Source organism: Ideonella lacteola, from assembly GCF_038066555.1.
GTDB classification, from domain to species: domain Bacteria; phylum Pseudomonadota; class Gammaproteobacteria; order Burkholderiales; family Burkholderiaceae_C; genus Ideonella; species Ideonella lacteola.
On record NZ_JBBUTG010000031.1, the window covers coordinates 32,772 to 46,186 of the forward strand.

General features: G+C 67.9%; 18 protein-coding genes. 3 read left to right on the top strand and 15 right to left on the bottom strand.

From position 1 onward, the window contains the following. Positions 1-53: 53 nt before the first annotated feature. The 5 genes from AACH06_RS27555 to AACH06_RS27575 form a co-directional block, all read right to left on the bottom strand. A complete protein-coding gene (locus AACH06_RS27555; RefSeq protein ID WP_341429018.1) occupies positions 54-236 on the bottom strand; it encodes a hypothetical protein in 183 nt (60 codons plus the stop codon). 42 nt (positions 237-278) lie between these two features. Further along, complete coding sequence (locus AACH06_RS27560) at positions 279-725, bottom strand: BON domain-containing protein (protein WP_341429019.1); 447 nt, start codon at positions 723-725, stop codon at positions 279-281. A 291-nt stretch (positions 726-1,016) separates the two neighbouring features. Then, the gene (locus tag AACH06_RS27565; protein WP_341429020.1) at positions 1,017-1,418 is read right to left on the bottom strand and encodes a hypothetical protein; all 402 of its coding nucleotides are present in this window, start codon (positions 1,416-1,418) and stop codon (positions 1,017-1,019) included. A 55-nt stretch (positions 1,419-1,473) separates the two neighbouring features. Then, positions 1,474-1,638, bottom strand: coding sequence for a DUF1328 domain-containing protein (locus AACH06_RS27570; RefSeq protein WP_341429021.1), 165 nt, complete (start codon positions 1,636-1,638; stop codon positions 1,474-1,476). Between the two features lie 166 nt (positions 1,639-1,804). Further along, positions 1,805-3,247, bottom strand: a complete 1,443-nt coding sequence (locus AACH06_RS27575; protein WP_341429022.1) for a CHASE3 domain-containing protein — start codon at positions 3,245-3,247, stop codon at positions 1,805-1,807. 45 nt (positions 3,248-3,292) lie between these two features. On the opposite strand from AACH06_RS27575, the gene AACH06_RS27580 reads away from it, so the two are divergent. After that, positions 3,293-3,925 (top strand): response regulator, encoded by a 633-nt coding sequence (locus AACH06_RS27580; protein ID WP_341429046.1) that lies wholly within the window; start codon positions 3,293-3,295, stop codon positions 3,923-3,925. A gap of 29 nt (positions 3,926-3,954) precedes the next feature. On the opposite strand, the gene AACH06_RS27585 is transcribed toward AACH06_RS27580, so the two are convergent. The 3 genes from AACH06_RS27585 to AACH06_RS27595 all read right to left on the bottom strand — a co-directional run bounded on the left by AACH06_RS27585 (position 3,955) and on the right by AACH06_RS27595 (position 7,015). Next, a complete protein-coding gene (locus AACH06_RS27585) occupies positions 3,955-4,377 on the bottom strand; it encodes a response regulator transcription factor (protein WP_341429023.1) in 423 nt (140 codons plus the stop codon). A 155-nt stretch (positions 4,378-4,532) separates the two neighbouring features. Next, positions 4,533-6,590 carry an AsmA family protein gene (locus AACH06_RS27590; protein ID WP_341429024.1) on the bottom strand — a complete coding sequence of 686 codons (2,058 nt, stop codon included), beginning with the start codon at positions 6,588-6,590 and terminating at the stop codon, positions 4,533-4,535. Positions 6,591-6,697: 107 nt separating this feature from the next. Continuing rightward, a complete protein-coding gene (locus tag AACH06_RS27595) occupies positions 6,698-7,015 on the bottom strand; it encodes a BON domain-containing protein (protein ID WP_341429025.1) in 318 nt (105 codons plus the stop codon). Positions 7,016-7,239: 224 nt separating this feature from the next. Between AACH06_RS27595 and AACH06_RS27600 the strand changes: the two genes are divergently transcribed. Beyond that, a complete protein-coding gene (locus tag AACH06_RS27600; protein WP_341429026.1) occupies positions 7,240-7,647 on the top strand; it encodes a hypothetical protein in 408 nt (135 codons plus the stop codon). Between the two features lie 129 nt (positions 7,648-7,776). Here the strand turns inward: AACH06_RS27600 and AACH06_RS27605 are convergent, their stop codons facing one another. The 7 genes from AACH06_RS27605 to AACH06_RS27635 form a co-directional block, all read right to left on the bottom strand. Beyond that, on the bottom strand, positions 7,777-8,190 hold the full coding sequence (locus AACH06_RS27605; protein ID WP_341429027.1) for a hypothetical protein: 414 nt from the start codon (positions 8,188-8,190) through the stop codon (positions 7,777-7,779). A gap of 138 nt (positions 8,191-8,328) precedes the next feature. Continuing rightward, on the bottom strand, positions 8,329-9,039 hold the full coding sequence (locus tag AACH06_RS27610; RefSeq protein ID WP_341429028.1) for an ArsR/SmtB family transcription factor: 711 nt from the start codon (positions 9,037-9,039) through the stop codon (positions 8,329-8,331). 38 nt (positions 9,040-9,077) lie between these two features. Then, positions 9,078-9,419: an antibiotic biosynthesis monooxygenase family protein gene (locus tag AACH06_RS27615; protein WP_341429029.1), complete on the bottom strand. Its 342-nt coding sequence runs from the start codon at positions 9,417-9,419 to the stop codon at positions 9,078-9,080. Next, positions 9,416-9,760, bottom strand: a complete 345-nt coding sequence (locus tag AACH06_RS27620; protein WP_341429030.1) for an NIPSNAP family protein — start codon at positions 9,758-9,760, stop codon at positions 9,416-9,418. The genes AACH06_RS27615 and AACH06_RS27620 overlap by 4 nt, the downstream gene beginning before the upstream one ends. An 81-nt stretch (positions 9,761-9,841) precedes the next feature. Beyond that, positions 9,842-11,332, bottom strand: a complete 1,491-nt coding sequence (locus AACH06_RS27625; protein ID WP_341429031.1) for a cytochrome P450 — start codon at positions 11,330-11,332, stop codon at positions 9,842-9,844. 241 nt (positions 11,333-11,573) lie between these two features. Beyond that, complete coding sequence (locus AACH06_RS27630; protein WP_341429032.1) at positions 11,574-12,254, bottom strand: protein-L-isoaspartate(D-aspartate) O-methyltransferase; 681 nt, start codon at positions 12,252-12,254, stop codon at positions 11,574-11,576. A 250-nt stretch (positions 12,255-12,504) separates the two neighbouring features. Then, on the bottom strand, positions 12,505-12,873 hold the full coding sequence (locus tag AACH06_RS27635) for a hypothetical protein (protein WP_341429033.1): 369 nt from the start codon (positions 12,871-12,873) through the stop codon (positions 12,505-12,507). On the opposite strand from AACH06_RS27635, the gene AACH06_RS27640 reads away from it, so the two are divergent. Further along, positions 12,860-13,135, top strand: coding sequence for a hypothetical protein (locus tag AACH06_RS27640; protein ID WP_341429034.1), 276 nt, complete (start codon positions 12,860-12,862; stop codon positions 13,133-13,135). The genes AACH06_RS27635 and AACH06_RS27640 overlap by 14 nt on opposite strands. Positions 13,136-13,415: the final 280 nt, after the last annotated feature.

A 13,415-nucleotide genomic window follows, 5' to 3' on the forward strand; every position in this document is an offset into this window, starting at 1 on the left:
AAGGGGCCTGCCGCCGCATCGGCGGGCAGGCCCCGTGCTGTGCCGGCCTCGAACTACTCGGCTCGGCTCGGCGCTTCGCTGGCGGCTTCCAACACCAGCGAACTCAGCACCTGGTCGGTGACCGCCACCATCGCGTTCGCATCCAGCATCGTCGCGTCGACGGGCTGCAGCCCGACCAGGGCGGCGCAGGCCACTGCCACCGTCAGGTAGAGCGGTGCGTGAAGGAACGTCTTCATGGTGCGGTCCTCCTGGCAAGTCGGTTGTTCTCGGCCGCCCGATCAGCGGACTTCGAGCTTGTTGTCCACGCTGACGACGCCGTTGACGGCGCGGGTCAGCTCGGTGGCGCGTTCCCGTGATCCTGCATCGGGAGCAAATCCCGACAGGTTGACGCGGCCATCGACCGTGTCCACATCGATCTTGAGGGCGCTCAGCTTGGGGTCGCCCGCCAGCGCGGCGTTGACCTTGGCCGTGATCGCCACGTCGTCGGCCTTGGCGGCCATCTTGTCGGTGGCGGCATCGATCTTTTGCTCGGCGCGATTAGCGGCGTTTTCAGTGGCCACCTTGGCCTCGTCGGCCTTCTGCTCGGTCTTGGCGATGGCGCTGTCGAGCTTCTGGCCGGCGGTCTGGTCATCTCGGCGGTCGCAGGCGGTCAGGCCCAAGGTGGCGACCAGGGCGGTCAGCAGCAAACCATGTTGCGCGATCGTGGTGCGTGAATGGAAGTTCATGTCGAGTCCTCTTCTTGGCATGGGCCACCCGCGGTGGCTGGCTGGTGAATCCGGCGTGGGCCGGGCATGGCGGTCGAAGGAAGAAAAACCCGCTCAACCGTGACGCTCAGAGTACGTGGCCCGGCAGGGCGTTGACATCGGCGACGGGCGCGTTCCCTTGTCAGAGGCGGCTGACAAGACCCGTGGCCAAGGCCGCTGGCCGCGTCTGTAGAAGAAGGGGCCGTCCTCGTCGGCGGCCCCTTGCGTGGGCGGCGCGGCCCGTTACGGCGATCGGAGCGGCGCCAACGACCGTCAGAACCGGCCGGAGCGTGAGCGGGCGAACCAGCTCGCCAGCATGGCGACCGCGGCACCGGCAGCCACCGCCATCAGCACCGACTTGACCGGCTCGTCCTGGATGTAGCCGACCGCACGGTCACCGGCGCGTTGAGCCTGGTCTCGCACGGCCTGGCTGGTGTCGCGGGCGCGATCCATGCCCCGGCGGGTCAGCTCTTCCATCTGCGCCGCGGCGCGGCTGAACGCGGAAGGGGCGATGTCGCGCAGGTTGTCCACGCCTTCGTCCACGCCATCCAGGGCGCTGTTGGCGCGACGGCGCGTGGCGCTGACCGCGCTGTGGGCCTTGTCGGCCAGTTGCTCGGCCATTTGGTTGGCGGTGTCGCTGGTGGCCTCCGAGAACGAGGTGGTTGGCTTGGTCATGAGAGGTTCCTTTCGATCGGTGGGGGGAAGAATGACGATGAGGCCGGCTGGTACCTCAGCCCTTGCGCAACAAGCCCATGAGGAAGGCGGCCACCGCCATCACCAGGAACAGGATGAACAGGATCTTGGCGATGCCGGCGGCCCCGGCAGCGATGCCGCCGAATCCAAGCAGCGCCGCGATCAGCGCGATGACGAAAAACACAACGGCGTAGTGCAGCATCTGAAGCTCCTTGTGGGGCAAGGGCGGCGCAAGGCGACCGCCGGTTGGATGGATTCGCAGCCGCTCGCTGCGATGCATCCAATGTAGGCAGCCGCCTCTTCCTACTTCAGCAGCAGACGGCGCGGCGAGATGTCGGTGCGGGAAGCGAGTCGGTGTAGGCGTTGTCCTACGCGCGCGCGCCGGGGCTGGGGGCGGCGTGTTCCGGCGCGGGGAGCGTCGAGTCGACGTCCGTCATGGGCTCGGGCGTCGGCATCAATGGCAGCCTGGCTCGCAGCGTGGTGCCCCGCCCCGGTGCTGTCAGCACCTCCAGGTGCCCCCGCTCCGCTTCGACGCGAAAGCGCATGCCCAACAGGCCGTGGCTGCCCCGTGTGGACCGGTTGGCGTCGAACCCCACACCGTTGTCGCGCACTTCGACCACCGCCCAATCGCCTTCGGTGCACAGCTGCACCTCGATCTTCGTCGCTTTGGCGTATTTCGCGATGTTGGTGAGCGACTCCTGCACCACGCGGAACACCACCAGGTCGGCACCGGGTGCCAGGCGCACCGGCTCCAGCCGGGCATCGATGGGCAGCCCCATGCGTTCGCCCGACTCCTGGCACAGGATCTCCAGCGCCGGCCCGAGGCCCAGGCTGTTGAGGGTCGACGGACGCAGGTCTTCAATGATGCGGCGCTTGAGGGCGATGCCGCTGTTGAGCGCCTCGACCAGGTGTGCCAGGCGCGGCGCCAGGTCAGGGGCGGCCTGCTGCAGCTTGGGCCGGATGCGGGCCACGTCGAGTTTGGCGGCGGTGAGCAATGCGCCCAGCTCGTCGTGCAGGTCCCTCGCCAGGCGTGCGCGCTCGTCTTCGCGGGCGGTCTGCAGATGGCGCGCGAGCTCGGTGAGGTCCGCCGTGCGCAACTGGACTTCTCGCTCCAATCTTTCGCGCTCGGCCTGCGCCTCGGCCTGCCGCTCCGCCCGCTGGCGATCCAGCTGCCGGCCCACCCGCAGGAAGCCGCTCAACACGATCAGGCCGATCACCGTCAGCGCGGCCACGCCCAATCGCCCCATCAGCAGCGTGTCGTACACGCTGCCCAGCGCTTCGCTGCTGGCCTGGGCCTGCTGCTTGAGCAGTTGGTCGATCTCCTTGCGCAGCAGCTCCATCTGGTCGCGGCCGATGCCTGTGCGGACCATCTCGAGGGCCGTACCGCGTGCGCCGCTCGCATCCAGGCGCAGCACCTCTTCCATTTCGCTGAGCTTGGCGATCACCAGTGCAGCGATGCGCTGCCGATGCGCTTCGGCCTGGGCATCACCGCTGTCTCGGTAGAGCTTTTCGATCTTTTGCAGACCATCGAACACGTCGGCACGGGCCGACTGATAGGGTGCGAGGTACTCGGGGCCACCGGTCAACAGGAAGCCACGTTCGCCCGATTCGGCATCCGTGACGCGGCGCAGCACCCGCAGCAATTCGTAGCGGGCCTGGTCCATCGCCGTCAGGCGCGTGAGGCGCGCGTCGGCGCCGTGGTAGGCCAGTTCGCTGAGCAGGATCATCAGCCCGGCCACCAACGCGGCGGCGGGAAACGCCAGCTTCTGATATCGGGCTCGTTCGAGCCATGCAGCAAACGGATGGGCCATGGCCTACACTCCCCCGGCCTTGCAACTGTTCACAACGAGAGCGCCATGATCAGGGTTGGAATTGTGGATGACCACGTGATCGTTCGGACCGGCCTGCGTCAGTTCCTGTCCGAGCAAGTCGACTTGCGAATCACAGGTGAGGCGGCCAACGGCCGCGAAGCACTCGATCTTGTGCGCAAGGGCGAGGTCGATGTGCTGGTGATGGACCTGTCGATGCCCGATCAGAGCGGTGTGGATGCGCTGGCCGCCATCAAGGCGCGCGAGCCGAACCTGCCGGTGCTCATTCTGTCGGGATTTCCGGAAACGCATTACGCGACCACCTTGCTGCGTCAAGGTGCCAGCGGCTACCTCAACAAGGAATGCGACCCGGAAGAAATCGTCACCGCGATCCGCACGGTTTTCCGGGGCCGCAAGTACATCACCTCGGCGGTCGCTGAACTGCTGGCCGACGGACTGGGGGGGGATCCCGACAAGCTGCCGCATGAGCAGCTGTCGGAGCGGGAGTTCCAGGTTTTCCTTCGTCTCGCCAAGGGTGAGACGATCGGACACATGGCCGATTCGATGGCCCTGAGCGTGAAGACGGTGTCCACCTATCGGACGCGGGTGATGGAGAAGATGAAGCTGTCGTCCAACAGCGACCTCACCTACTACGCGCTGAAGAACGGCCTGATTCAGTAGCGCCATGGGCGAGGGCCGCTTCGGCCCCGTCAAGCCTGGGGCAGGGGGCGGCTGAGCCCCTCGCAGTAGGCCAGCAGTTCCTCGAGCTCGGCCGACTTGTCGAACACGCGGTCAGCGCCCAGCTGCGCACAGCGCTTACGCATGTCGGCGGTGGCGAAATTCGTCAGCACCACCAGCCGCGCTTCGGGGTGAAGTTCGCGGGCCTGTCGCAGCACGTCGAGCCCGGTGCCCTTGCGCAGGAAGATGTCGATGATCATCAGGTCGCAGGTGTCGGCCGGGTGGCCCCGCAGCCATTCGACCGCGCTGCGCTCGTCTTCGGCCGTGCCCACGATCTGCACCGCCAGGAGTTCTTCCAGCGTGGCGATGAGGTTCTGCCGGATGACCGCGCTGTCCTCGACGAGGAAGCACCTCAACGGAGCGGGTGGAACGCTGGCAGGCAACAGCGAGGTCATACGAAAGAAAGGCCGGGCGCGTGCGCCAAGAGCCTGTTGGAAATCGATACCCGCCGCGGCCGGCGACGGCCCGCCTTGGGTGCTTGGGCCGGATTATCAAGCGCTCGCCGGGCCGCGGGCGTCCGTTCAACGACGTGTTTCTTGTCAGACGATTCCTACGATGCCCCTGGGCGTGCCGACCGTGCACGCGAAGGCGCTGGGGCTGGTTGACGGGCGGCCAGCGTGCGACATCCATTCAACCGATCGCGCGCTTCGCCGCTGCCCAGGTCGATCAGCGGCAACAACGCCGCCAAGGGGTTCAGCATGCCCAGCAGCAGGGCCGGCACCGCACGCCGCACCAAGGGGCCTTTGGCGAGCGAGAGGTCGGGGTCGGCGAGCGTGCCGCGCACGCGCACGGGGGTGCGCAACGCAAGTGGGCTCACATCTTTCGGGGCCACGTGGCCCGTGAGGCTCAACTCCTCCGAGGCCAGCGAGATGTGACCGGTGGCCCACAGCGTGGAGTCGCTCGTGTCCACCACCATCACTTGTGGCGAGACGATGCCCTGCCGGATGCGCAGGTCGGCCGCGCCGCATTGAACCGGCAGGGCACGATCTCCGGTGACCATCACCCCCAGCGCCTGCGCGAGGTCGATGCCCGAGCCTTCGACGACGAGGTGCGAGATCTGGCCTTCTGTCCACCACAGCTTTGCCTGGCCATCCGCGTGGGCCAGCAGCTCGGCCACGGAGCGGCCATGGCCGCGCAATTGCAGCTGACCGCCGATGTCGCCGGCCACATAGGGCGGCTGCCCGGCGGGCCGAGCCTGATCGATCCATTGCTCCAGCCGCAGGCCCTGCGTTGACAGGTTCACGTCCCAGATGCCGTCACGAGGCTGGCGTGCATCGAGTTGGAACCCGCCCCAGATTCGGCCTTGGGCCAAGGTGGCGTCGAGGTCTTTGACGGTCAGCACGCTGTCGCCCAGGGTGATGCGCGCCTTCAAGGGCCGTATCGATTCGAGCTTCGGATGCCCCAGCTCGAACCGATCGAGCCGCACCCTCACGTCAGCCTTCATGGCCGCCAGCGAGGGAAGGTCCAGCGGCCGATCCGGCAACACCCGCCGCGCCGCAGTGCTGGAGGTGGGGCGCTCGGGCTGGCCCGCCAGACCGGTGCCCGGCTCCACCCCGATCGCCGGCCCCAGATCTTGCAGCCACAGCGCCGTGCCGCGCAATTCGCCGGTCAGCGACGGTACTTGGCCGGCGACGTGGTGGAACTCAAAATCGCCCGATAGGCGACTGCGCCCGATCTGGGCCGATTCGACCTGTGTTCGCCAACGATCACCGTCGCGCTGGAGTTGGCCGCGCAGTGTGAACTCGGCGGTGGTGGGCAAGGTCACCCCGAGCGGATCACCGACCGCGGCGAGGGAAGGCCCGCTCAAGGCGTAGCGCCCGTTCAGCGATTGTTCGCCGAACAGATCGCGGATGCTGCCTTCGAACTTCAGCCGGGCTCGGCCGGCGCTGCCTTCGACCGAAAGCGGCACCTCTGCCGGCGCGAGCGCGTCGATGCCCGGCAGCACGGCGGCCGTGCGGGCTTGCCAAGCCATCGGGGCATCGCGGTAGCGGCCCTTCGCTTGAGCGACCCAGCCGGGCGTCTGCCGCCAGGCGTCCGGGCGGTATGCGAACTCGCCGTCCAGCGTCACCTGGCTGGGTTCGTCGATCCAATGCAGCCGCCCATCGCGCACCATCAGCGATTCGAAATGCACGCCGTTGATCGCAGGTTCTGCCGCGGCAAGGCCGCTGTCGGCCCCACCGAATTGCCAACTGGCGCGCCCATCCTGCCGCCGCTCCAGGCGCAGTTGCAAGGTGTCGGCCTGCAGGGCCTGCACGTTCAATGCGCAGCCCCCGCGTGCCGCCCACAGATCGCGATAGCGCAAACGCAGTTCCGCCTGATGCGCCGTCAGCATGGGGCCCAGCTGGCTCCACGGTGGGTTGGCGATGCTGAGATCGGCCACCTGCAGCCGAATGCCTCGCCACAAGGACAGCCGAAACCCGGTGGATTCTGCTGCACCGAAGCGAACCTCGCGTTCCAGATGCTGGCTCAACCAGCGCTCGGCCGGCCGCGCCAGAAAGCGCCACCCCTGCCATTCGGCCACGCCGAGCGCGACAGTCACCGCTGCCAGTACACCGGCCATGCTCCACAGCACCGTCGGTCGACGGGCGAGGTTCGGCCGGGTGAGCACGGGCTCAGACCCCTGGGCTGCGGGGGCCTCAGGGGTTGAGGGGAGGTCGGGAAATCGTTCGGTCACGGACGCGCCGGATGCAGGTCAATGCCCAGCCAGGCGAGGCGTCACGATCGAACGACGATCTGGTTTTTCACCGCCTTGACGCCGTTCACGTGACGGGCCAGGTTCTCGGCTTCAGAGCGCTCGGTTCCATTCTTGGCAAAGCCGGAGAGCATCACTTCGCCGTTCAGCGTCTCGACCTTGATGGACGTGGCGTCGACCGACTTGGCTTCGACGAACTTCGCCTTCACGGCGGTGGTGATCGTGGCGTCATCGATGTACTCGCCCACGCTGGATTGGCCGCGCGAGACAGCGCAGCCCGGGAGGATGGTGAGCGCGGCCAACGCAGCGGCGCAGGCGACGATGGTGTGACGTGCATTCATGGAGAGTCTCCTCAGCGAGGTGTGTTGATGCACGAACGTTAGGTGGGCCGCGCCACGAGCGCGATCGGAGAGAAGCGCTGAGGTCTGTAGGACAGCGCTGGCGCAGAGTGGGGAGGGGTCTTCGACAGACCTGCCGTCCTACATCGACCGTCGATGGTGGCCGATGCCCGCCCCATGGCATGGCGATCAGACTGGACTGGTGTTTCGTTCACCTGGAGACTTCGATGACCACTCACGCTCAACCTGACCGTCGCATCCTCACGCCGCCGCCGCGCCCCGGCGCTGCCTTCGACGTCCCGTCGGATTCGTCACTCGACGACCATGCGCCCTATCGCCCGGTTCGGCGCCACTGGCCCGGTGTGGTCGCCGCGCTGGCGGTGGCTGGGCTGGTGGCTTGGCTCGCTGTCGATTCCGTCAATGGCACCGACACTGCGGACACGGTGACCACGCCTCGAACAGCCCCTGCCGCTGAGGTGGAAGGGGCCAAGGCGAACGGCGACAACCCCACGCTGCCGCCTGGCGGGACAGACCCTGCGCAGGCTGAGCCCCACGATGGGGGCGTGATTGTTTCCGATCAGCCGCCTGTCGACGTCTCGTCACCCGCCACAGACGATCAACCGCTCACGCGATGATCCTCGGCAGGCGAGCGTCAGCTCGCCTTTTGCCGCCCCGACCCGGGGCTACGCCGACAGACCCTACTCGTGAAAAGGCCCCGGTCCCTTGGCAGGTGACCGGGGCCCACATGTCTTTGAGACTGGGAGTCAACGCCCCGTGGTGTTGGGGTGGCGGTCTACCCAGTTGGGCACGCCATCGCCGTCACGGTCGGCATCGCGGCGGTTGCGGATGCCGTCGTGATCGGCGTCGTGCCGTGCCCATGCACCGCGGGTGAAATACCACTGGCCGTTGCGCTCGACCCAACGAGGCGCCACGTAGGCATAGCCCGGCCGCGCGGCCGTCCACGTTCCGCCCACCCAGACATGGGTGTTGCCTCGCCAGGCCCAATAGCCTGGCGTCCAGACGAAGCCGGGCCGGGGGGGCGGGACGGCCTCGTAGCGGGGCGCTGGCGGCGGCACGCGCAACACGAGGTCGATGTCGACTTCGGCGTGGGCGGGTTGCGGGAGCATGGCGATCGTCGGCGACAGCATCGCAAGAGCGAGCATGGAGGCTTTCAACATGACGGTTCCTTTCGGGGGCGAGTGGCCATGGAGGGCATCATCGCCAGGCGTGGAACCCCGGGGCATCGGACGCGAGCGGCTTGCCTTGTAGGGCGACACCGTCATTCGCCCGGGGCGGCGGGGTGTCACCCCGAGCCGTCATACGGGCCACCAGCCGAGCGCGCAGCGGCCCGCCGGGGTGAGACTCAGCGCTCGGTCGCTGGGCGCACGGTACAGCCAGTGGCGCTCGAGAAAGTGGCTCAGCAGGGTCGACGCCAGCGGCCCGGCCAAGTGGTCGCGCCGCTCGGACCAATCCAGGCACGGGTAGGCCTGGCGTTTGGGGCCGGACGTGGCCAGCTTCGCCTGCCATGCCGTGCCGTCCAGGCCCCAGTCAGACAGCCCTTGCCGACCGGTGTCCGACAGGCGGAACTGCGGCCCACCCGCACCGCTTTCGAGCTCCAGCCATTGCTGCGCCTGAAGGTGCGTGAGCAGCGCGACCCCGGCGCGCCCTGCCAGGTGGCCGTAACAGCTGCGGGCTTCGCGCAGCCGTGCGCGGGCAGGTGGCGCCCAGGCGCTGGTGTGGCAGCCACGCTCTGCCACGAGCGCGAGCGCTTCCAGCGCGTGGGCCACCTCGGCATCGGCCAGCGCGTAGTAGCGGTGGCGCCCCCGAGGCGTGCACACCACCAGGCCCGCGTCGAGCAGCTTGGCCAGGTGAGCACTCGCCGTCGCGGCGCTCACCGTGGCGCACCGGGCCAATTCGCTCGCGCTGGCCAACTCGCCGCCCAGCAGGTAGCTCAGCATGCGGGCGCGGGTGGCATCGGCGATCATCGCCGCCACACGCACGACGCGGGGTTCATGAGGGGCTGGCATGCGAGGCGGCGCGGGGCGGTGGGTCGGGTCGGGGCCGGTCAGATCAGGGGTGAACAGGCCTTGGGAGCCTGTTCACGTTCCTCCAGACTGTAGTCGCGCAGCACCTGGGCGACGCGGATCCGGTAGTGGGCGAACACCGAAGCGCGCCCTTCGCGCTGGCCCGCCTGATGGCCCTCGTGCTGCCGCCAGGTCCGCACCGCGTCCTCGTCGCGCCAGGTCGACAGCGACAGGTAGTGCCCCGGCCGGCTGATGCTCTCGAACCGTTCCACCGAGATGAAACCGTCGATCTTGGGCAGCTCGGTGGCGAGCGCAGCGGCGATGTCGAAATAGCGTGCTGCCTGCCCGGCCCGCGGCGTGACCTCGAAGATGACGGTGATCATGCGCTGGCCTCCTGCAGGGCGGGCCGTTCGAAGGTGTCGTCCACCACGCGGGTGAAGGTGCGCCATTCGCGCAGGATGAAGCGCTGCTTCTGCGCGAGCTCGAAATTGGCGCGGCCTTCCGGGTCCAGGCGAAGGCGCTGCCGGTAGGCTTCGTAGGCGGCCAGGCTGGGGAAGGCGATCAGGCCCCAGGCTTCATCCAGCGTGCCCTCGTGCGGCATGAAGTAGCCCACGAGGTGGCCACCGCAGCGCGGGATCACGCGGGCCCAGGTCTGGGCATAGCGCTCGAAAGCGTCGCGCTGGAAGGGGTCGATCTGGTAGCGGATGAAACAGGTCAGGGTCATGTGAGGCACCGGCCAAAGAGAAAAGCCAGTGTCGGCCGGCGCGCGGCGCAAATGCTTCGACGGTGAACGAAGCGTGGTGCCTCAGACGGTGAACGTGCCGGCGGTGCGCAGCCGCATGCGAAGGCCCACCGGCGACATCGTGAGCGCGAGGCGTTCGCGCACGTCGGTGCCGTCCGGCGTCTGGACCGACTCGATGCGGAACGACGACAGCAACATCGACATCGCCATCTTCATCTCTGCCAACGCCAGGTAGCGGCCCGGGCAGATGCGCGGGCCCGCGCCGAAGGGCATGGCCACCCGCTTGGCCGAGCTGGCCGCCACGTTGGCCGCACCCGGCGACAACCAGCGTTCGGGGCGGAAGCGCTCGGCCTCAGGAAAGTGGGTGTCGCTGGTGGCGCCCGGGCGCATCAGGCACATCACCAGCGCCTCGGCAGGCACTTCGATGCCGGCCACCACCGTGTCACGCACGGCTTGCTGGATGATGACTGGCGCCACCGGCCGAAGGCGCATCGTCTCGTGGGCGCAGGCTTCGACGTAGTCCAGACGAGACAGCTGCTCTGGCTGCGTCACCAGGCCTTCGTCGCCGCACACGGCCCGCGCTTCAGCGGCCGCCTGCAGTGCCGCGTCGGGATGCTGGTGCAGTTGCCAGATCATCCACGCCAAGGTATTGGCGGTCGTGTCTTCGCCAGCGAGCAGCATCGTCAGCACGTTGCCGGACACATCCTCGTCGGTCACCGACTGGCCATCGCGCCCGCGCGCGGCCAGCATCGCTTCGATCAGGTTGCGCGGTTGCTCGCGCAGGCCCGGGTCGGCGTCCAGCCGGGCCTGCGCCGCGTTGATGAAGCCGTGTACCGCCTCATGCAAGGCGGCGAGATGGCGATCCAGTTGGCGGTCGGCGGGCAGCTTGAACCAGTCCCAGTACCGCACCGGCGCCATCACTCGGCGGTGCAGGGCGGGCAGCACCTTGTCCAGGTGCTGCTGGATCACCTCGTCATCCGACTCGATGGTGTTGATGTCGACGCCGAAGGCGAGGCCGGCGGTGACATCGACCGTGTAGCGCATCAAGTCGGCCTGCAGGTCGATGGACTCGCCTTGCTCGACGGCGCGCCGCCACCGGCGGGCGAAGCGCCGCGTCACGGTCACCAGCGTCGGGAAGAAGCTCTTGATGTGGGTGGGGTCCAAGCCTGCGAGCACCATCGGCCGCTGTCGGCGCCAGTGGTCACCGTTGGCGCTGAACAGGCCGTGGAACCCCAGCTCGCGCGCGGTGGCGCTCAGCCGGTCGGTGCGCTTGAAACCGTCGGGCCGATCGCGCAGCAACGCGGCGATCGCCTCTGGGTTCGACAGCACGAGAAAGCGCCGCGCGCCCAGCCGCATCTGGTAGACCTCGCCATACCGGTGGGCCCAGGCCTCGGCCTGCTGGTGCAGGCGGTCACGGTCGATTTGCCACAGGTTGCCCAGCAACGGCACGCCCCGAGGGCCAGGCAGATCGGCGATGCGGCGCAGCGCCGGCGGCGCCAAGTCGGAAGACACGCGTGGTGGCGGCGAGGGGGGCGGCAGCGTCGGTGGGTTCATCACAACAGTCTCGGAGTCATCGGCCCTGTCGACGGTCGGTGACGGTCGCTGATGTGCCGACGGTGGGCAACCGACCACACCAGTGTGGCGGCAGACGGGCGGCTGCCACGCGAACCGCACATGGCCGGCGACGGTACCGCAGCCGCAGGGCCGGGGCATCCCACCTCCAGTGGAGGCACGAGGCTGCACGATGCCAGCTTTCCATGCCGAAGTGGCCTGGAGCCCCTGCCCGCCGCAGGGTTCAGCGCGGAGCCGTGTTCTCGAGCGAAGAAAAGCGCACCGCAAATACCTCGCGCTCGTGCAGCGAGCCGTCGGGGCCCTTGTCGATCACGAGCAGTTGTTGCTGTTCTGGCGGGCCGGCCGGCAGCACCAGGCGGCCGCCCGGCGCCAGTTGTTCGACGAGGGCAGGGGGCACCGTCTCGGGAGCCGCACTGACGATGATCTTGTCGAACGGTGCTTCTTCGGGCCAGCCATGGTGCCCGTTGCCCACATGCAGCGCGACGTTGCGGCAGCCTGCCTGATGCAGCCGCTGTCGCGCACCGACCGACAGGGCCTCGATCAACTCCACGCTGCACACCTGGCCCGCCAGGCGGGAGAGCACGGCCGTCTGATAGCCGAGGCCGGTGCCGATGTCGAGCAACTTATCGTCTGGCTGCGGGTCGAGCAGATCGGTCATCACCGCGACGATGAAGGGTTGTGAGATCGTCTTGCCGCAGCCGATGGGCAGGGGCGAATCGGCGTAGGCGTAGGGCCGCATGTCCAGCGGCACGAAGACATGCCGAGGGACTTCACGCATCACGCTCATCACGCGACGGCTGAGCGCCGCCTTGCCCAAGCGCCCGCAGTTGAAGATCACCAAGGCGGTGACCTCGGCCAGCATGCGCTCGCGCGCCTGCACGTATTCGTCGTCTTCCTGGGCCATGGCGCTTGTGGATCCCCAGCCGGTGGCGTGCCGGTGCGCCGATGCTACGCCCCGTGGCTCGGCTGCACCAGGGCCCGATGCCCGAGGCCAGTGCAGTGTTCGACGCTGTGCGGAACATCAAACCGTGCCTTTGGCCGCCTGGCGTCGTTGCAAATCCTGGCGATGCCACCGGGCATCGCTGTGGTTTGCGCCTCGCCAGACGACCCAATCTATCGGATTTCTTCAGTTCCGCCCAGCATCAAACACTGCATTACGACAGCGCTTGTTTCAGCAGCAGCTTGAGCTGCTTTCGCCCGGTGGCATTGCTGCCGCGCCAGGCTTTCAACGCCAGATCGAGGAACTGCTCTTCGGCAGGAGACAGGCCGACGACTTCATGTGCCACGTCCAGCCAGCCATGGGGTTGGCTGCAGGCGGCCTCGATCTGCCGCGCGAGCTTGTCACCGATGGGGCGGCTGCTCTTGATCTGGCTCCACATGCTGGGGCTGACTTGCAAGGCCTGCGCAAAGGCCTGCTCCATGCCCTTGGGCGGTTCACCGGCGCGCATGCGCGCTTCGGCGAATTGCTGGAACAGTTGCAGCGCGTTCTGTCGGCGGGTCAGCGTGAGGTTGGCTTCGCTCAAGATGTGGCGGTCAGGCGACGAGATCAATGCGGCATTGTCGCATCGCCTTGACGATCTGGTGAAGACTCTTTACAGTGCCGTCTTCATCGAATTGCCACCCATGTCTGCCGTGAACCTCCTCATTGCGCCAGCACTGCTGAACCCTCTGCCCGCCACAGCCGCGGCAGAGGCAGCGCTGAGCCGCGGGGCACATGCCTTGGCAGGCGACGCAGCGCGAGCAGACATGCTGCTTGCCACTCATCCGGGCTCGACGGTCGACTGACCGACCGCATCGCGCCTCTCGCATCTGTCGAGGCCCGGATCCCCACCAGGATCCGGGCCTTCTTGTTTTTTGCCGCCTTCTCATGGCGGGTGTGTTTTGACACAACGGCCGTCGCTTCGCGCCCACCAGCGCACGGCGGCCGGCATGTGCGCCGCCGGCATGCCGTGCGTCGTGCAGCGGACACGCCCGGCCAGCAGTGAACCGCGTTGGAGCACAACCGCCATGAGAAGGCACTGAACCGCCATCGCGCCCACGAGCGCGGGGTGGTGGAAATCGGCCG